Annotated in this window: 20 protein-coding genes and 1 pseudogene; 14 read left to right on the top strand and 7 right to left on the bottom strand. The window is 57.1% G+C overall.

Features of this window, described 5'->3' with window-relative positions:
- Positions 1 to 2: 2 nt before the first annotated feature.
- The gene (locus P3C50_RS05035; RefSeq protein WP_275545107.1) at positions 3 to 680 is read right to left on the bottom strand and encodes a heavy metal response regulator transcription factor; all 678 of its coding nucleotides are present in this window, start codon (positions 678 to 680) and stop codon (positions 3 to 5) included.
- A gap of 206 nt (positions 681 to 886) precedes the next feature.
- Here P3C50_RS05035 and P3C50_RS05030 point away from each other — a divergent pair, with 206 nt between their 5' ends.
- From P3C50_RS05030 to P3C50_RS04995, 8 genes and pseudogenes are all read left to right on the top strand, one after another.
- On the top strand, positions 887 to 1246 hold the full coding sequence (locus P3C50_RS05030) for a co-regulatory protein PtrA N-terminal domain-containing protein (RefSeq protein WP_075747696.1): 360 nt from the start codon (positions 887 to 889) through the stop codon (positions 1244 to 1246).
- A 165-nt stretch (positions 1247 to 1411) separates the two neighbouring features.
- Positions 1412 to 1954 carry a cupredoxin domain-containing protein gene (locus tag P3C50_RS05025; RefSeq protein WP_009686141.1) on the top strand — a complete coding sequence of 181 codons (543 nt, stop codon included), beginning with the start codon at positions 1412 to 1414 and terminating at the stop codon, positions 1952 to 1954.
- A 79-nt stretch (positions 1955 to 2033) separates the two neighbouring features.
- Entirely contained in the window at positions 2034 to 2282 is a 249-nt protein-coding gene (locus P3C50_RS05020) for a DUF2933 domain-containing protein (RefSeq protein ID WP_009686142.1), read from the top strand.
- A 5-nt stretch (positions 2283 to 2287) separates the two neighbouring features.
- Positions 2288 to 4657, top strand: coding sequence for a heavy metal translocating P-type ATPase (locus P3C50_RS05015; protein WP_275545106.1), 2370 nt, complete (start codon positions 2288 to 2290; stop codon positions 4655 to 4657).
- Between the two features lie 342 nt (positions 4658 to 4999).
- Entirely contained in the window at positions 5000 to 6205 is a 1206-nt protein-coding gene (chrA, locus tag P3C50_RS05010) for a chromate efflux transporter (protein ID WP_003246759.1), read from the top strand.
- A gap of 10 nt (positions 6206 to 6215) precedes the next feature.
- Positions 6216 to 6521, top strand: a complete 306-nt coding sequence (locus tag P3C50_RS05005) for a PadR family transcriptional regulator (RefSeq protein WP_003246758.1) — start codon at positions 6216 to 6218, stop codon at positions 6519 to 6521.
- A 25-nt stretch (positions 6522 to 6546) separates the two neighbouring features.
- Positions 6547 to 6763, top strand: a pseudogene (locus P3C50_RS05000) (Tn3 family transposase); the annotation flags it as partial.
- Between the two features lie 240 nt (positions 6764 to 7003).
- Positions 7004 to 7204: a heavy-metal-associated domain-containing protein gene (locus tag P3C50_RS04995; RefSeq protein ID WP_003246756.1), complete on the top strand. Its 201-nt coding sequence runs from the start codon at positions 7004 to 7006 to the stop codon at positions 7202 to 7204.
- A 19-nt stretch (positions 7205 to 7223) separates the two neighbouring features.
- Here the strand turns inward: P3C50_RS04995 and P3C50_RS04990 are convergent, their stop codons facing one another.
- From P3C50_RS04990 to P3C50_RS04975, 4 genes are read right to left on the bottom strand one after another with little or no spacing between them, the layout of a single operon-like run.
- Positions 7224 to 7538, bottom strand: coding sequence for a hypothetical protein (locus P3C50_RS04990; RefSeq protein WP_179573114.1), 315 nt, complete (start codon positions 7536 to 7538; stop codon positions 7224 to 7226).
- Between the two features lie 51 nt (positions 7539 to 7589).
- Entirely contained in the window at positions 7590 to 8384 is a 795-nt protein-coding gene (locus P3C50_RS04985; RefSeq protein ID WP_275545105.1) for a DNA-binding domain-containing protein, read from the bottom strand.
- Positions 8381 to 9217: a DUF692 domain-containing protein gene (locus tag P3C50_RS04980; RefSeq protein WP_275545104.1), complete on the bottom strand. Its 837-nt coding sequence runs from the start codon at positions 9215 to 9217 to the stop codon at positions 8381 to 8383. Before P3C50_RS04980 ends, P3C50_RS04985 begins: the two co-directional genes overlap by 4 nt.
- A gap of 44 nt (positions 9218 to 9261) precedes the next feature.
- Entirely contained in the window at positions 9262 to 9522 is a 261-nt protein-coding gene (locus tag P3C50_RS04975) for a membrane protein (RefSeq protein ID WP_003460126.1), read from the bottom strand.
- A gap of 283 nt (positions 9523 to 9805) precedes the next feature.
- On the opposite strand from P3C50_RS04975, the gene P3C50_RS04970 reads away from it, so the two are divergent.
- From P3C50_RS04970 to P3C50_RS04945, 6 genes are all read left to right on the top strand, one after another.
- Positions 9806 to 10012, top strand: coding sequence for a co-regulatory protein PtrA N-terminal domain-containing protein (locus P3C50_RS04970; protein WP_004374659.1), 207 nt, complete (start codon positions 9806 to 9808; stop codon positions 10010 to 10012).
- Positions 10013 to 10201: 189 nt separating this feature from the next.
- Positions 10202 to 12007 carry a copper resistance system multicopper oxidase gene (locus P3C50_RS04965; protein ID WP_275545103.1) on the top strand — a complete coding sequence of 602 codons (1806 nt, stop codon included), beginning with the start codon at positions 10202 to 10204 and terminating at the stop codon, positions 12005 to 12007.
- 12 nt (positions 12008 to 12019) lie between these two features.
- Positions 12020 to 12334: a hypothetical protein gene (locus tag P3C50_RS04960; RefSeq protein ID WP_275545102.1), complete on the top strand. Its 315-nt coding sequence runs from the start codon at positions 12020 to 12022 to the stop codon at positions 12332 to 12334.
- On the top strand, positions 12324 to 13415 hold the full coding sequence (locus P3C50_RS04955) for a copper resistance protein B (protein WP_129482723.1): 1092 nt from the start codon (positions 12324 to 12326) through the stop codon (positions 13413 to 13415). Before P3C50_RS04960 ends, P3C50_RS04955 begins: the two co-directional genes overlap by 11 nt.
- 9 nt (positions 13416 to 13424) lie before the next feature.
- On the top strand, positions 13425 to 14267 hold the full coding sequence (locus P3C50_RS04950) for a c-type cytochrome (RefSeq protein ID WP_275545101.1): 843 nt from the start codon (positions 13425 to 13427) through the stop codon (positions 14265 to 14267).
- Positions 14257 to 14700, top strand: a complete 444-nt coding sequence (locus tag P3C50_RS04945) for a DUF411 domain-containing protein (protein WP_179573108.1) — start codon at positions 14257 to 14259, stop codon at positions 14698 to 14700. The genes P3C50_RS04950 and P3C50_RS04945 overlap by 11 nt, the downstream gene beginning before the upstream one ends.
- Before the next feature lie 171 nt (positions 14701 to 14871).
- Here P3C50_RS04945 and P3C50_RS04940 read toward each other — a convergent pair whose 3' ends face one another.
- A complete protein-coding gene (locus P3C50_RS04940) occupies positions 14872 to 16194 on the bottom strand; it encodes an OprD family porin (RefSeq protein WP_275545100.1) in 1323 nt (440 codons plus the stop codon).
- A 155-nt stretch (positions 16195 to 16349) separates the two neighbouring features.
- On the bottom strand, positions 16350 to 16682 hold the full coding sequence (locus P3C50_RS04935) for a DUF2790 domain-containing protein (protein WP_275545099.1): 333 nt from the start codon (positions 16680 to 16682) through the stop codon (positions 16350 to 16352).
- Positions 16683 to 16780 lie beyond the last annotated feature (98 nt).

Raw genomic sequence — 16780 nt, 5'->3', positions numbered from 1 at the left:
ATTCACTCCGGCGCATCCATCATGTACCCCATGCCGCGGGCGGTATGGATCAGCTTGAGATCGAAATCGTCATCGATCTTGGCGCGCAGCCGACGTACAGCGACCTCAATGACGTTGGTGTCGCTGTCGAAGTTCATGTCCCACACCTGCGAAGCAATCAGCGATTTCGGGAGCACTTCGCCGCGCCGGCGCAGTAGCAGTTCCAGCAGTGAAAACTCCTTCGCCGTCAGGTCAATTCTCTTCCCACCCCGGACAGCGCGCCGTTTCATCAGATCGACTTCCAGATCGGCAATTTTCATGGTGGTTTGCGTGGGTGAGCCATTGCCTCGGCGCAGCAGCGTTCTGACCCTGGCCAGAAGCTCTGAGAAAGCAAAGGGCTTGATCAGGTAGTCATCCGCGCCCAGTTCCAACCCTTTAACGCGATCCTCCACACCATCGCGTGCGGTCAGGAACAGCACTGGGACGTCTTTTCCGGCGGCGCGCACCATGCGCAGCACTTCCCAGCCATCCAGCCCCGGCATCATCACATCCAGGATCAGCAGGTCATAGGGCTCACTCAGCGCGTGCTGTAGAGCATCTTTACCGGTCATAACCCGGTCGACATTGAATCCCGCTTCGGTGAGGCCTTGCTGCAGATATGCACCGGTTTTGGGTTCATCTTCAGCTACCAGAAGTTTCATGCGAGCAGACTCCAAAAAACGGGTGGCCAGAGTTTGCAGGCAAACAGCGGCGCCAACCAGAAGCTTACGAAAATGTAATCCTGGTTTCAGGTCGCTGACAGGGTGGCTTGTCTAGGGTGCAAGCATGAGCACTAGGTTGTGCTCTCGGCCCTCGATAGACCGAAAGCAGAGATGCCGGCCATAGTTTGCACTGCTTGAGACTGCCCATGAAATCGCTGAAACCTTTGCTTCTGGTTGGTTCGCTACTGCTGTCTTCTATGGCTTGGGCCGAAGGGGGCAGCGACCGTGTATTCGAACGCATCCAGCAGATGCGCGACAAAGCAGAAACTTTGCTGATCCAGGCGGAGAAGGCCCCAGCCAGCGAGCGACATGTGCACATGCAGGAGCACATGAGAATGCTCGAAAACATTATGAGTCAGCTGCACGACGAACATCCTGCTCCGGGTATGTCGACCGAAGAGCATATGGCCTGGATGGAAAAGCATGACGAGCTGGTAGACGACGTGCTGGCTCAAATGATCCGCGAGCACAAGCTGATGATGGCCGACAAAGAGTGCCATCGATAAGGATTTTCCCATCTTCCAGGCCTTCCGTGATTGCTCCTTTGGCCTAGCGGCGCCTCTATGGCGCCGTGCTTTTTCCCAGCTGACGCAGTTGTAGATTTGGGGGCAGCGGCCTGGCAGCAAGCGAGTAATAGCATGAGATTTCCAGCATCCCAGCGAGGTCTAACCATGAAACGCCTACCCCTCAAATCCCTTTCTTTGATCACCACCGTGGGTTTGCTATTCAGCGCAGCCAACGCGATGGCCAGCCCGGGCCACAACAAAGACAGCATCGGCCAGTCGGGAGATAGTCAGGCAGTAGATCGCACCATCGAGGTACGGATGGGGGACATCTTCTTTGAACCCAAGGCAATGGAAATCAAGGCGGGCGAGACGGTTCGCTTCGTACTGCTGAACGAGGGAGCCCTGCTGCACGAGTTCAACCTTGGCAAAGCGGCATCCCATGCTGCGCATCAGAAAGAGATGGCTGCGATGTTTCAGAACGGCACGCTGTCCCCGACTGCAGCGCATGACATGAGCAAAATGGACCACGCCATGGGCGGCATGAAGATGGTCGGCATGGAGCACGACGATCCCAACAGCGTTCTGGTCGAGCCAGGTGCACGCGAAGAGCTGATCTGGACCTTCTCCGACGCTACTGATCTGGAGTTCGCCTGCAATGTTCCTGGACATTATCAGTCGGGAATGGTCGGTAAGGTGACCGTACGCTGAACTCCATTGATACGCGTCAACTCTGCCTGGCCAGAGCAACCTATGCTGATTCTATGGTCATTGAACCGAGGCTATTGTCATGGATCACACGCACCACACTGGCACTACGGAACCACCTTTTTGGAAGAGCAAGATTGGCATCGCACTGATCATGCTGGCCGTAATCGGCATCTTCTATGTCGCGCGCGAGCATTACGGTCATCTTTCGCAGGCTTTGCCATACCTCATCCTGCTGCTATGCCCGCTGATGCATCTGTTTGGCCACAATCATGGCGGGCACTCCCACTCCAGCGGAGCCGCAGTTTCCAAGGACGAGGATAGGAAGTAACTCGAATGCAAAAGACCTCCTGCCATCATGACCAGGGCCATGCACATCACTCGCACGGCCATCCAGAGAGCCCACGCGATCCGGTGTGTGGCATGGAGGTCAAATCTGATAGTCCTTACGAGGAGAACTTTGAGGGAAGGGCCTATCGGTTCTGCAGTACAAAATGCCAGGAGAAGTTCCAGGCAGCCCCTCATCAGTACATGAGCCATCAATCGCATGCCGGGCACCACCAGCATGCCGCTCCGCCAGAGTACTCAACTCAGGCAGGACTGGGGGCTGAATACACCTGCCCGATGCATCCCGAGATTCGCCAACCGAGCCCTGGCAACTGCCCGATCTGTGGGATGACGCTCGAACCCGTCATTCCAGAGCTGGAGGACGAAGAAAATCCGGAGCTGAAAGACTTTTCGCGACGGTTCTGGTGGACCCTGCCATTGACCGTCATCGTGACCGTGCTGGCGATGGCTGGTCATTCCTTGCAGCTGTTCCATGGAACATCCCAGAACTGGGTTGAGCTGGTTCTGGCAACGCCCGTGACGCTTTGGGGTGGCTGGGTATTTTTCACTCGCGGAATAGACTCCATCCGGCAACGCAGCCCTAATATGTGGACCCTGATCGGATTAGGAACTGCAGCCGCCTACCTCTACAGCGTGGCAGCCACCCTGGTGCCGCAGTGGTTCCCGGCGGCCTTCGTTCAGGATGGACGCATCGGCGTCTACTTCGAGGCCGCCGCGGTGATCATCTCGCTCACGCTGTTGGGCCAGATGCTCGAACTCAAAGCCCGCTCGCAGACCTCTGCCGCCATTAAGTCACTGCTGGGATTGGCCCCCAAGACTGCCCGGCGCATCAGGCCTGACGGCCAGGAAGAAGATATTCCGCTGACCCACGTCCATCAGGGTGACCACTTGCGTGTCCGGCCGGGCGAAAAAGTCCCGGTGGATGGCACCGTGCTGGAGGGCGAGAGCGCTGTTGACGAGTCGATGCTCACCGGCGAGCCGGTGCCCGTCACCAAGCGGGCAGGGGATACCCTCATCGGTGCCACCCTGAACACCCACGGCAGCCTGGTGATGGAAGCGCAGAAGGTGGGCGCCGAAACCATGTTGTCGCAGATCGTCCAGATGGTGGCTAAGGCCCAGCGTTCCAAGGCGCCCATGCAGCGTATGGCCGATGCCGTGGCAGGGTATTTCGTGGTGGGGGTGATCCTGATCGCGATCCTGACATTTTTTGGCTGGGGGGTGTTCGGGCCGGAATCAGGTTGGGTATTTGGCCTGATCAACGCTGTGGCCGTACTGATCATTGCCTGCCCATGCGCCCTGGGCTTGGCAACGCCGATGTCGGTCATGGTCTCGACCGGCAAGGCCGCCAGCAGCGGTGTGTTGTTCCGCGATGCCAGCGCTATCGAGAACCTCTGCAAAATCGACACCTTGATCGTCGACAAGACCGGGACACTGACGCAGGGGCGGCCGGCCTTTCATAGTGCAGAGGGAACCGGGCCGTTCGACTCGGTCGAGGTTCTGCGCTTGGCCGCAAGCCTCGACCAGGGCAGCGAGCATCCGCTGGCGCATGCCATTGTCGATCATGCGCGTGAACAGGATCTTGCCCTGGTGAAACCGGAGACCTTCGAATCTGGCTCAGGTATTGGTGTACGCGGACAGGTCGATGGCCATCAACTGCAGCTTGGGAACACAGCGTTGATGGAGGAGGCGGGCGTCGATATTACTCCGCTGCGTAACCGTGCAGAGCAACTGCGCCTGGAGGGCATCAGCATCATCTATCTGGCCGTCGATGGTCGCCTGGCGGGTCTCCTGGCCGTTTCCGATCCAATCAAACCGACCTCCCAACAGGCTGTTGCTCAACTCCAGAACGCTGACGTGAAGGTCATCATGGCCACTGGCGATGGCCTCACCACAGCAAGAGCCGTGGCGAAGCAGTTAGGCATCGAGGAGGTGCATGGCGAGGTGAAACCGCAGGACAAGGAGAAATTAGTCGCCGAACTGCAGAGCTATGGCCGGCGTGTTGCCATGGCGGGCGACGGCATCAACGATGCGCCGGCCTTGGCCAGGGCCGACGTAGGCATCGCTATGGGCACGGGCACCGACGTGGCGATGAACAGCGCCCAAGTGACCCTGGTCAAGGGAGACCTGATGGGCATCCTGCGGGCGCGCACCTTGTCGGTGGCCACGGTGAAGAACATGAGGCAGAACCTTGCCTTTGCATTCCTCTACAACGCGATGGGAATCCCGCTAGCAGCGGGGCTACTGTACCCGCTCACGGGGAATCTTCTGTCGCCCTTGATTGCTGCGCTGGCGATGAGCGTCAGCTCTGCGTCGGTGGTCTTCAATGCTCTGAGATTGAAATCAACGGACATCGGCTAGCCTGCTAGACAAGACGATGTTCCCACCATCTACAGGGAGAGATTTTCTTGATGCGTATCTGACCGGACAATGTCGTACGGTAGCTTCCAACTTCAGCTAGCAGCCGAAACACGGGTAGCCGTGTCCTTCATTGCCTTAATGAAATCAACAATTTCCGGTTTATACACGGAGTCCGCAGTAGTCGGAAAAATCGTACGTTAAGGGTTATCGACAGCGGCTCGGTCTGCTATCTCGTTTAGGCTGCAAGTTCATCTAGGTGTCATATTCACTGCGAATAATCGAAATTCGATAGCGAATTTCGACATTATGTGGCTTTCAAGAACGCAGTGCAGGACATCAAACATGACTAGACGCCGATCCAGCGATCACAGCCCATGGGCTGTCTTTCTTATCTTTCTCCGACTAGGGCTGACTTCCTTCGGCGGCCCAATCGCCCACTTGGGTTACTTCCGAGATGAATTCGTGACGCGCCGCAAATGGCTGAGCGAACAGAGCTATGCGGACTTGGTTGCGCTTTGCCAGTTCCTGCCGGGGCCGGCCAGCAGCCAGGTCGGCATTGCGGTCGGGTTGTCTCGATCCGGCTATTCCGGGGCGTTGGCCGCCTGGGCAGGCTTCACACTGCCGTCTGCGGTTGCACTGATATTGTTTGCACTGGGAATTGCCAGTTACGGCGATGCGATGCCACCAGGAGTGTTGCATGGCTTGAAGGTAGTGGCGGTGGCGGTGGTCGCACAAGCTGTATGGGGGATGGCTCGCAATCTCTGTCCAGATACCCCGCGCATCACTATCATGGCGGCAGCGACCTGCGTTGTCCTTTTGGTGCCGTCCGCCTGGGGACAGGTGCTGGTTATCGCCATTGCAGCCGTTATAGGCCTGTTGTTGTTCAAGCCTCAGCAGGGATTAGCGCATGATCCACTGCCGATTCCTGTCCGGCAGCATGTTGGCCTACTCTGGTTGACGCTGTTCTTTGTGCTGCTGATGGTGTTGCCGTTGTTGGCGAGCTTATTTGGCATTCAGGCGCTGTCGATGGTAGACGCCTTCTACCGAGCCGGATCACTGGTCTTTGGCGGTGGCCATGTTGTGCTGCCGTTACTGCAAGCTGAGGTCGTGCCTACCGGCTGGGTCAGCAATGACGCATTTCTGGCAGGCTACGGTGCCGCACAGGCCGTCCCCGGCCCTCTATTCACCTTTGCGGCGTTTCTCGGCGCTTCGATGAATCAAACTCCTACCGGTTGGCAAAGTGGGCTGATCTGTCTGCTAGCGATTTTCGCGCCATCTTTCTTTCTAGTCGTGGGCGCGTTGCCGTTTTGGGAGCGACTGCGCCGCAATACTCGTATGCAAGCGGCCTTGTTGGGTATTAATGCCGCCGTTGTAGGGCTGCTGCTGGCCGCTCTCTATCAGCCGGTATGGACGAGTGCGATTCTTGCCCCGCAAGACTTCGGTTTGGCGCTTGTGGCGCTGATAGCCCTGATGTTCTGGAAGCTGCCGCCATGGCTGGTTGTGATCGGCAGTGCTCCCGCAGGCTGGTTGTTAAGCGTAGCGCTTTGAGGTTGAGAGCTTGACGGACAAAGATCTCTACGGCGGTTTGATCCGCTTGCACATTCTGCACCACGCGGTCGAAGAGCCCGTTTTCGGTCTCGGTATCATCGAAGAACTGAGGCGTCACGGTTACGAGATCAGCGCAGGTACCCTGTATCCAATGCTCCATGGATTGGAAAAGAAGGGTTATCTGACCTCCAACAATGAGCGCAGAGATAGCCGTGACCGCCGCGTCTATCAGATAACTGATCATGGCAAAGTTGCGCTCGCCGATGCGAAAGCAAAGGTTAGAGAGTTATTCGGGGAGTTGATAGAAGAGCGCTGAATGCATTGTCTGTTGATTTGAGTTCCTCAACCTGATGACGGCTGCCATCGTGGTCTGGAATACGGTGAACCTGGAACGCGCCACCCAGGTAAGAACCTATATGGGTAAGCCGGTGGACGGCAAGTTGCTGTAACTCCTACGACCACTCGGCTGGGAGAAACATCAACCTGACTGGCGAGTACGTCTGGCGGAAGAATCACAGGCTGGAGGATGGGAGGTTAAGGCCGCTGCGGTTTCCCTGAAACCTTACTGTCCGATTTTTTCCGAATTTTGCGTGCTCCCCTATCCAGGCGCTCGACTGGGTGCAGGTCCCCGAAATTAAATGTCTATTGGTCTGGGGGACGTGAGAAGTCCAGTATTCTGGACGCGAATGACCTGTGCGTCGGTGCCTGCAAGCGTCTGCACACTTGACCTTGCCATCGTGTCAAGGTCGATTCTGTCCGTGCGGCAACTTGAGCCGCGCACGAAATGAGGTGAAAGATATGTTCAGTCTGAGTGTTGCGGGGATGGGCTGTGGCAGTTGCGTGAGCAAAATTACGAAGGCCATCCAAGCTCTGGATCAGGATGCACGAGTAGAAGTGGATCGAGCGGCCGGAAAGGTCACCGTCGAGAGCACAGAAAGTGCCGAATCGATCCGCGAACTCATCCAGGAGCTTGGCTATTCGGCCCAGGTCAGCGCTTGAGCGCTGATCTGCCAAGCAACTAAATCTCCAGCTCTGAGAGCTCTTTTAGCCCCGGGATACTGGTGACCTCGTTGGTCATACCTTCTGAACCATCTCGGCCCCGAAGCCAGTTTGAGTGATCGCCTGGCTCGCGCATTTCCAGCGTGTCATAGGAGTACCGCTTGCGCTTAAACAGGCATTTCAATGCAGCGAACTCGTGGCTTTTTTCGTCTTCTATGCCGACGACTTCTCCTGAAAGCCGCTCCCAGTGACCAACGCCGTCGGCCAGCATTGCCTGATAGGTCTCTGGGTCAAGCAAGGCTTGCTGTTTGAAATGAATGATGCGGTGAGTCATAGAAGCGCTCGGGAGTGGCCAAAGAGAGAGCGCTAGCCTAAAGGTTCCGGGTCATTCGTGTAATAGCTGGCCGCGCGTTAGCAAACCGTCGTTGACCCACAACTTCAACCAGGTCGCGGCTTGCAAGGGAGCTTGCTCGCCATGCGTGGCGCTCAACGACTCGCAGAGTTCAGCGAACGATCCGCCCTCGATGAGAAACTGCAATGCCGAAGCCTCCGCTGGCTCCAGGCTCCGGTACTGGCAGACGAGTTCATGACGCCAAACAAGACAGGCTAGGTTCGTTGGCAGGCGGGTAATATCAGGCAGCAAGCTGCCGGACTTGGCGGCTTTCCACAACTCCAGCGTGTTGTACTGCAGCTGCAACCACCGGGCAGATGCAGTCAGGGAAACCCTGAGTGAAATCCAGTCTTCAGCCGAAAAATCACTCATGGTCTCCAGCGAAAGCGCTTCGACATCCTGAGCGTCGAAGGCCAGTGTAAAGGCCCATTCCAGTTCCGCGAGTTCGCGCATCGGCGATAGTTGGGGTTTTTCGACGAAGCTGCTAATGAACTCGGGCAGCTTCTCGCCCAGCCAGCGACTGCTGAAATGTCGTGGTGGCCAGGCGGCCAAGTAGGCCAGTGCGAGCTGCTCGAATGATTCGTTGCCGATCCAGTGAAGCAGGGCAGGGAAGTCTTCTCGCAATACCGCAAGCAGGCGCGAACGGTAAGCATTGTGGTAGATCTGCAGGCCTTCGAGAGCACTCAGCGCTGTGCTACCTCGGATCTGCTCCAAAAGCTCGTTGGAGGGCAGGGCACTGTCACCTGTCAGGTAAGTTTCAAATGCAGTCTGTACGGCGATCAGGCTCAAGGGGTGGCCACCGATATCACAGATTTGGCGATAGCACGGGCATGTGCTAATTCGGACAACAGCTCTTCCAGCGGCGGAAACTGGTCATCCCGCTCGATCAAGGTCGATGTCGGGCCCAAGTAGCTCAAAGTCTTGCTGTAGAGAGACCAAACCGGATCAGCGATGGGCTGGTCATGGGTGTCGATGAGGTACTGCCCGTAATCGCTGTGCCCGGCCAGGTGAATTTGCCGAATCCGCTCGTGCGGCAATTCCATGATGAACTGCCAAGGGTCGAAACCCTGGTTGCACGAACTGACGTAGACGTTGTTCACGTCGAAAAGCAGCTCGCACCCGGTCAGGTAACTGAGCTCCGAGAGGAACTGAGACTCGCTCATGCTGGATGTTGTCCACTGCACGTAGGAGGAAACGTTCTCCAGCACGATGGGACGTTCCAAAACATCCTGCACCAAGCGCACTCGGGCCGCGACATGCAGCAGGCTCTCCTGGGTAAACGGCAGCGGTAGCAGATCGTGAAGTTGATGGGCGTTGCCTCGACTCCAGCACAGGTGATCAGACACCCACTGAGGCTGCACCCGATCCGCCAGCTGCTTGAGCTGTCGTAGGTAGTCTATGTCCAAGGCATGTGAGCCGCCAATCGAAAGAGATACTCCGTGCATCACCAGGGGGTAGTGCTCGCCGATCGCATCAAGGAAGTAGAGAGCCTTGCCGCCCTCCACCAGGTAATTCTCGGAAATGATCTCGAACCAGTCGACCGCAGGCCGTTCCTCCAGGATCTGCCGGTAATACTCGTTACGAAGGCCAAGACCGAAACCCAGAGTTTTGCGCTTACTCATTCGAGACTCCAGCAGGGGAGTGGCATGCACTCCCCTGAACCGCCTTATTCGCTGGTTTTGCCACCGGCTTCGTCACATTTGGTCTGGGTCATCAACTTGAACCCTTGGCCTTTGCATTCGCCTTGGCCTTTGCAGTCGTTTTTCGCGGTCATGCAGTCGTTCTGCCCTTTGCAACCATTGATCCCGAAGCACTTCACTTCTGCTGCTTTGGTTTCCTGAGCAGCCTGGACGGGCAGGGTGGAGAACAGGCTGGCGGCCACCAGAGCCAAGGCGGCACCGGTAGCTACGTTGGATTTGTTCGACATAGTGGCTATCTCTCTTGATTGTTTGATGGTCGCGATCCGTCGGTGCGAATGAACGAGTTAGCTCAGGCATTGCTACCGATCAGGCCCATGGAATCCGCAAGGCTGCGCGGGCAGGAAGACAGTACCGAGCCTTCAAGAGGGCCTACAAGAAAGAAATAGCAAACTGACAGAACTGTAATGTTCGGATCAGGTTGCTGACAGGGCGTCGTGGTTAACGTAGCAGCGAGCTTAACGCTCGTCCCCACTAGTTACAGGGGCTTCTAAACTTCTGAGGATTAACGAAATGAAATCGATCAAAACCCTGTTTGTAGTTGCTGCCCTGAGTGTTTCCAGCCTGGCGATGGCCGAAGGCGGTGCTGATCGCACGTTTGCACGCATGGAACAAGCCCGCCAGGTCTCGCTGGAAGCCTATCAGTTGGCCAAGCAGCAGAACGATGAAGCTCCTGTCGCCGGCAGCCAAGCCAAACAGGCGGAACACGCCAGCTGCTGAGCCCCCTCAACCTTACAGAAATGTAATCACCCGGATGGTTGAGATATGGCAGTTTCATACTGCTTGGTGTCAGGGGGAACTTGCGCAGCACGCAAGGCTTGAAGATCAAATCTCCCGACACTGGAGCAGTCAATGAACCCGAGACCGGATGCATATCACCGGCTCATCTGACGGATTGGACATAACGGCATGCAAAGCAAAACCACAAGACGTACTTTCGTCAAAGGCCTCGCCGCCGCCGGTATTCTCGGCGGCATGGGCATGTGGCGCACGCCGGTCTGGGCGGTAACCAGCCCAGGTCAGCCGAACGTGCTGAGCGGTAACGATTTCGACCTGTTTATCGGAGAGACTCCGGTAAACATCACCGGCGCAGCGCGTACCGCCATGACGATCAATGGCTCGCTGCCAGGCCCAATCCTGCGCTGGCGGGAGGGCGAGACCGTGACGTTGCGCGTACGCAACCGCCTCAAGGAGGACACGTCCATTCACTGGCACGGCATTATCCTGCCGGCGAACATGGATGGCGTTCCGGGCCTGAGCTTCCATGGCATCGCCCCCGACGGCATGTATGAGTACAAGTTCAAGGTCAACCAGAACGGCACCTACTGGTATCACAGCCACTCGGGGCTCCAGGAGCAAGTCGGCGTATACGGCGCGCTGGTCATCGACGCCAAGGAACCCGAGCCCTTCAGTTACGACCGTGATTATGTCGTGCTGCTGAGCGACTGGACCGATGAAAATCCAGCGCGGGTACTGGCCAAGCTCAAAAAGCAGTCGGACTACTACAACTACCACAAGCGCACCGTTGGTGATTTCATCAATGACGTGAGCGAGATGGGGTGGTCCGCTGCGGTAGCCGATCGCAAGATGTGGGCCGAGATGAAGATGAGCCCGACGGATCTCGCTGACGTCAGTGGCTACACCTACACCTACCTGATGAATGGCCAGGCACCTGATGGCAACTGGACCGGCATATTCAAACCGGGCGAAAAGATCCGCCTGCGCTTCATCAACGCCTCGGCGATGACCTATTTCGATGTGCGCATCCCGGGCCTGAAGATGACTGTGGTTGCGGCCGATGGTCTGCACGTCAAACCGGTCAGCGTCGACGAGTTCCGTATCGCCGTGGCCGAGACCTACGACGTGATAGTCGAACCAGACAGCGAACAGGCCTATACCGTGTTTGCCCAATCCATGGATCGCACTGGCTATGCGCGCGGCACCCTTGCTGTACAGGAGGGGTTGAGTGCACCGGTACCCAGCCCCGACCCGCGTCCGCTGATTGCCATGGGCGACATGGGTATGGATCACGGCAGCATGGGCGGCATGGATCACGGGAACATGGCCGGAATGGACCACGGGAGTATGGCGGGCATGGATCATGGGAGCATGCAGGGTGGCATGGCCGGCATGGATCACAGCCAGATGGCTGGAATGGATCATTCGGGCATGGCAGGCATGGCAGGTGCGATGCAGGCACACCCAGCCTCAGAGACCAACAACCCGCTGGTCGATATGCAGACCATGACACCGACGCACAAGTTGGACGACCCAGGTATTGGTTTGCGAGACAACGGCCGACGCGTCCTTACGTACTCTGACCTGCGCAGCACCTTCCTCGACCCGGATGGTCGCGAACCAAGTCGCACCATCGAGCTGCACCTTACCGGGCACATGGAGAAATTCTCCTGGTCCTTCGATGGCATCAAGTTCTCTGACGCCGAGCCTCTGCGCCTCAAGTACGGCGAGCGTGTTCGCATCACGCTGGTCAACGACACCATGATGACTCATCCGATCCATCTTCATGGCATGTGGAGCGACCTGGAGGATGCGAACGGCAATTTCTTGGTGCGAAAACACACCATCGACATGCCGCCAGGTTCCAAGCGCAGCTATCGAGTGACTGCCGATGCGTTGGGGCGATGGGCCTATCACTGCCACCTGCTGCTCCACATGGAAATGGGCATGTTCCGTGAAGTTCGTGTGGATGAGTAAAGGAGATTTCTGATGAGCACTTTTATGAAGCGAAATGCCCTGACTGGCAGCGCAGTCATGTTTAGCTTATTGGCTGCCCTGCACGCACCGGTTTCGTTGGCAGGTGAGGGACACAGTGAGCACGAACAACATGCTGCCGAGTCGGCTGCGCCCAAGACCGCCAGTGGCAATCACGCAGATCAGTCGAAGGATAAGGCGGCTGGCCAGCAGACGGATCATGGCGCCATGGATCACGGAGACATGAAGCATGACGGCATGAATCACGAAAACATGATGGATAAGCATGGCGGCACCGAAGCCGAAGCAGGTTCGAACCATGACCACTAAGTTTTCACGTCCATCTCTCTTGGCGCTGGCTGTGTCGCTGAGTGCGTTCAGCGGCGGCGTTACCTTGGCTGCGGAAGAAATGGATCATTCGGCAATGGGGCACGGCGCCATGTCGATGGACCATAGCCAGATGAACCACGGCGCTACCAAAGCGCCGATGGAGGGCATGGATCACAGCAAGATGGACCATGGTGCCATGCAGGGTGCTTCGGGCAGCATGGATCATAGCCAAATGGGCCACAGCCAGAGCCAAGATAAGGCTCCAGTCATGGACCACAGCAAGATGAACCATGGCGCCATGCAAGGGCAGATGGACGGCATGGATCATTCAAAGATGAACCATGGCTCCACTGAAGCTCCAAGAACCACCAGCCGTACGCCGATACCCGTTCTGACGGATGCTGATCGCCAAGCGGCTTTTCCGCCTCTACCTGGCCATAAGGTGCACGACAGCGCCATCAACAGCTTTTTCTTGCTCGATCAGCTCGAATACCAGGATGCAGATGAGGGCAGCACCCTGGCCTGGGATGCGTCGGGCTGGGTAGGCGGTGACATCAACCGAGTCTGGTTCCGCTCCGAAGGCGAGCGTACCAACGGCGTGACTGAGGATGCGGAGTTGCAGTTGCTGTACGGCCGCTCGATCGGCCCTTGGTGGGACGTCGTCGCGGGAGTTCGTCAGGACTTCAAACCCGAGTCGCCGCAGACCTGGGCCGCCTTCGGTGTTCAGGGCATGGCGCTTTACGCCTTCGAGGCCGAAGCCACCGCCTTCGTGGGCGAGAATGGCCAGACCGCTGCCCGACTGGAGGGCGAGTACGACATTCTGCTGACCAACCGACTGATACTCCAGCCAATTGCCGAAATGAACTTCTACGGCAAGAACGATCCTGAGCGTGGTGTCGGATCGGGGTTGGCCAATACCGAGCTCGGCTTGCGTCTGCGTTACGAGATTGTCAGGCAGTTTGCCCCCTATGTCGGGGTCTCCTGGAGCCGCTCCTATGGCAACACGGCAGACATGGTTCGCGACGAGGGCGGTGATGTAGACGAGGCGCGTTTTGTCGCCGGTATCCGGATGTGGTTTTGAGAACCTGACATGAAAAGAACAATTAAAACTTTGGTGGCGGCTGGCGTAGTCGGTAGCACAGCTGTCCTGGCCGGCGCCTACTTTGGCGTGGTCAACGTCGGGGCCGACGACCCGCATTTTCCTGCAGTGCACGCCTTCTTATCGATGGCCCGTGACCGCTCTATCGAGGTTCGCTCGCGGGACATCGAGGTGCCCAACCTCGATGATCAAGCTCTTATTCGCACCGGTGCGGGTAACTACAACTCGATGTGCATTGGCTGCCACTTGGCGCCAGGTGTGGCGGAGACCGAGTTGAGCCAATCGCTTTATCCTGCGCCCCCCAACCTCGCCAAGATCGGTGTCGATGGCAATCCCGCTGCTACTTTCTGGGTGATCAAGCACGGCATCAAGGCAACGGGTATGCCTGCGTGGGGCAAGAGCATGGGCGATCAGTACATCTGGGGCATGGTCGCCTTCCTCAACCAGCTGCCGACGATGGATGCCAAGCAGTACCAAACACTCGTCGCATCCAGCGGTGGCCATCAGCATGGTGGCGGGGAAACGCAGATGCACAACCATGAAGGGCAGCATGGCGACAACAAGCCTGGGCATCATGGTAATAGCGGCGGTGGCGAAGACCATCATGGCTCAGGTGATGCCGGAGAGCCTGGTCATCACGATGCCGCAGCTACGGGTCACGAAGGCGGCTCCGCGTCTGAAGCTGATCACCACTCGAATATGAATGGCGATGACCACCATGCTGGGGATGAGGCGTCCTCAAACGGAGGCGATCATCACTCCGAGCAGGCTCCGAATGCCTCACCCAAGACCCACACCCACGCCGATGGCAAAGAGCACGTTCATGAAAGCTAAATATCTGGCCCTGCTGGCCGCTCTATCCGCCACATCTGCGCTTCAAGCAGCTGATGCCCTGACGATTGATGTCCATCGTGATGCCAATTGTGGGTGTTGCAAGAAGTGGATCTCGCACCTCGAAGCGAATGGCTTTAAAGTCGTCGACCATGTCGAAAGCAACATGACAGCAGTGAAACAACGCCTGGGGGTCGCGCCACGGTTGGCGTCTTGCCACACCGCGGTGATTGACGGCAAGTTCGTCGAAGGTCATGTACCAGCTGCTCAGGTCCTCGAACTCAGCAAGCGCAATGATCTGGTTGGTATCGCGGTTCCCGGGATGCCGGCGGGCTCTCCGGGAATGGAAGTTGATGGCGTACAGCATGCCTACCAGGTCATTGGCTTGACCAAGACGGGTGCCGATCAGGTCGTTGCAGAATATCCCGCCGAGTAGCAGCCCATTCCACCGCGGCCGCTTGGGAACGAGTGGCCGATCTTCTTCAAACTACCCCTAAGTAAAAAAGGCGCCCGACGGGCGCCAAGGGCTGTCTCCAAACCAAAGGAGCACTATAGGGGACAGCAGAGTCAAAATGCGAGCGGCATTCAAACCGCTCGCGCACTGGCCTTAAAGCACTTCCAGTGGGTACTCGACGATGAAGCGGAACTCATCCAAATCCGACTCGAAGTCAGTGGCGCGAGTCGTGGCTTGTCGAATGCGAAAGGACATGTTCTTCAGCGATCCAGACTGCACAACGTACTTGGCCTCGATGTCACGTTCCCAGCGCTTCTGGTTGGTCAACGGATCGCCATTGTCATCTCGGCGCATGTAGACCTCGTTTGCGTTGCTGTAGTCGGCATCCCAGCCCTGAGCATATCGAGTCATGAAGCTCAATCCGGGCACACCGAAAGGCTCCATATCCAGGTCATAGCGCACCTGCCATGACTTCTCCTTGGGAGAGTTGAAGTCACTGTACTGAATGGAGTTGTCGAGGTAGATGGAGTCCGATTGGCGCAAGTAGTCGAAGTCGTCATCGCCGTTGTTGCGCTGGAGTCCAACCAGGACGGTGTGCGCGCCGAACTGGATGCCGACCCTACCGCTCCAGATGTTGTTATCGAAGCTCCCGAGGAGCTGCTTCCCTTCATCAACCGCATTGTAGTAGTTCAGCCCACCGATCAAGGCGACATCGTCCGCAAGCGGATAGCTCAGCGTGGTGCCCGCATAGTATTGGTTCCAGGCATCCTTGAGCCGACTGGTGTAGAGACTGAAGCCCAGGTTGTCGTTGAGCGTGTAGTCTCCGCCGAAATAGGCGATCCATGGAGAGTCGACTTCGCCCGCGTAGAAGGTGGCGAAGCCGTCACGCATGCTGCTGCTGTTGGGCTGGCTCATCGAGTGAAGGCGACCGCCTTGAAGCGACAGTCCTTCCACACTGGTGTTGGCCACGGTGATGCCGCGGAAACTCTCCGGTAAAAGCCGCGCATCACCGTACTGGACGACCGGGCTGACAGGAAAGACATCGCCTGCCTTGATTTCGGTATCCATGAACCGTGTTTTTACTGCACCGCCCAGCTTGGAGTAGTTGTCCTCAGCCTGCCCGAGGCTGTTATACGGCATCACATCGACTGAGCCGCCTGCACCAGATCGACCGTCGCCTGTGTCCAGCTTGAGTCCCAGCATTGCAAAGGCATCGACACCAAAGCCTACGGTGCCTTCGGTGTAGCCAGACTCGAATCGGCCGATCACGCCATGCGCCCACTCTTCCGAGTAGCCGTTACCTGAGCTACTGGACTGGCCTTTGCGGAAATCACGGTTGAAGTAGAGGTTTCGATTGAGAATGGTCAGGCTACTGCCTTCGATAAATCCCTCGCCTTTCTCGCCGGCGGCCATTGCTTGTCCGGTGCTGACACTTAGAGCGATTAGAGAAAGTCCAAATAGGGCCTTGTTGTTCATAAATGCTCCTGATGTTATTGGCAGTTTCATTGTGTTGTTGGATATATGCGCCAAGCGCGCCGGCATAGCCGAGCGCGCTTTTGTCATACTTCCACATGCCAAATAACGTCAGGGTGACTTGGAAATTACATTTCAGTCAGCGCGATGTCATTTATCTAGTTTTGATTACGGCAACCTGTCCCGGCTGCCCGGTATTCAAGAATATTCAGATCGCCATTGGAGTCCTCGTAGGTCATCTGGGCCGGCATCACACCGCAGCTAGAGTCCGTCGGGGTAGTGGCCACGACCCTGGCGATATCGAGCTTCATGCCGTAGCGGTAATGAATAACTTCAGGCGGATTCTTTCCGTTAGCGGCAGCATACTCTTGCATGGCCTGCTCATTGGCCTGAATCATCCGACCATAAACACGATCAGCGCCGCCTTCTGCCAGAGTGGCAGAGGAAACAACCATAGCGGCAAGGGCTGCAACAACTTTGAGGCTTTTCATGTTTAATCACTCCTTCAAGGTGGTGATTAAAATATATCCGCTCAACCTGTCATAAAAATGAAGTCAAAGTTACATCGCCGTAATGCTGCCTGCCGCGT

This window comes from Pseudomonas sp. Marseille-Q0931 (assembly GCF_940789645.1).
GTDB lineage: Bacteria > Pseudomonadota > Gammaproteobacteria > Pseudomonadales > Pseudomonadaceae > Aquipseudomonas.
This window is presented reverse-complemented; position numbering and strand designations above follow the sequence as displayed.

What these genes read in the sequence shown, in the direction of transcription:
- P3C50_RS05035 (WP_275545107.1), bottom strand. Translation starts at nt 680, where the DNA reads ATGAAACTTCTGGTAGCTGAAGATGAACCCAAAACCGGTGCATATCTG.
- P3C50_RS05030 (WP_075747696.1), top strand. Translation starts at nt 887, where the DNA reads ATGAAATCGCTGAAACCTTTGCTTCTGGTTGGTTCGCTACTGCTGTCT.
- P3C50_RS05025 (WP_009686141.1), top strand. Translation starts at nt 1,412, where the DNA reads ATGAAACGCCTACCCCTCAAATCCCTTTCTTTGATCACCACCGTGGGT.
- P3C50_RS05020 (WP_009686142.1), top strand. Translation starts at nt 2,034, where the DNA reads ATGGATCACACGCACCACACTGGCACTACGGAACCACCTTTTTGGAAG.
- P3C50_RS05015 (WP_275545106.1), top strand. Translation starts at nt 2,288, where the DNA reads ATGCAAAAGACCTCCTGCCATCATGACCAGGGCCATGCACATCACTCG.
- chrA (WP_003246759.1), top strand. Translation starts at nt 5,000, where the DNA reads ATGACTAGACGCCGATCCAGCGATCACAGCCCATGGGCTGTCTTTCTT.
- P3C50_RS04995 (WP_003246756.1), top strand. Translation starts at nt 7,004, where the DNA reads ATGTTCAGTCTGAGTGTTGCGGGGATGGGCTGTGGCAGTTGCGTGAGC.
- P3C50_RS04990 (WP_179573114.1), bottom strand. Translation starts at nt 7,538, where the DNA reads ATGACTCACCGCATCATTCATTTCAAACAGCAAGCCTTGCTTGACCCA.
- P3C50_RS04980 (WP_275545104.1), bottom strand. Translation starts at nt 9,217, where the DNA reads ATGAGTAAGCGCAAAACTCTGGGTTTCGGTCTTGGCCTTCGTAACGAG.
- P3C50_RS04975 (WP_003460126.1), bottom strand. Translation starts at nt 9,522, where the DNA reads ATGTCGAACAAATCCAACGTAGCTACCGGTGCCGCCTTGGCTCTGGTG.
- P3C50_RS04970 (WP_004374659.1), top strand. Translation starts at nt 9,806, where the DNA reads ATGAAATCGATCAAAACCCTGTTTGTAGTTGCTGCCCTGAGTGTTTCC.
- P3C50_RS04965 (WP_275545103.1), top strand. Translation starts at nt 10,202, where the DNA reads ATGCAAAGCAAAACCACAAGACGTACTTTCGTCAAAGGCCTCGCCGCC.
- P3C50_RS04960 (WP_275545102.1), top strand. Translation starts at nt 12,020, where the DNA reads ATGAGCACTTTTATGAAGCGAAATGCCCTGACTGGCAGCGCAGTCATG.
- P3C50_RS04955 (WP_129482723.1), top strand. Translation starts at nt 12,324, where the DNA reads ATGACCACTAAGTTTTCACGTCCATCTCTCTTGGCGCTGGCTGTGTCG.
- P3C50_RS04950 (WP_275545101.1), top strand. Translation starts at nt 13,425, where the DNA reads ATGAAAAGAACAATTAAAACTTTGGTGGCGGCTGGCGTAGTCGGTAGC.
- P3C50_RS04945 (WP_179573108.1), top strand. Translation starts at nt 14,257, where the DNA reads ATGAAAGCTAAATATCTGGCCCTGCTGGCCGCTCTATCCGCCACATCT.
- P3C50_RS04940 (WP_275545100.1), bottom strand. Translation starts at nt 16,194, where the DNA reads ATGAACAACAAGGCCCTATTTGGACTTTCTCTAATCGCTCTAAGTGTC.
- P3C50_RS04935 (WP_275545099.1), bottom strand. Translation starts at nt 16,682, where the DNA reads ATGAAAAGCCTCAAAGTTGTTGCAGCCCTTGCCGCTATGGTTGTTTCC.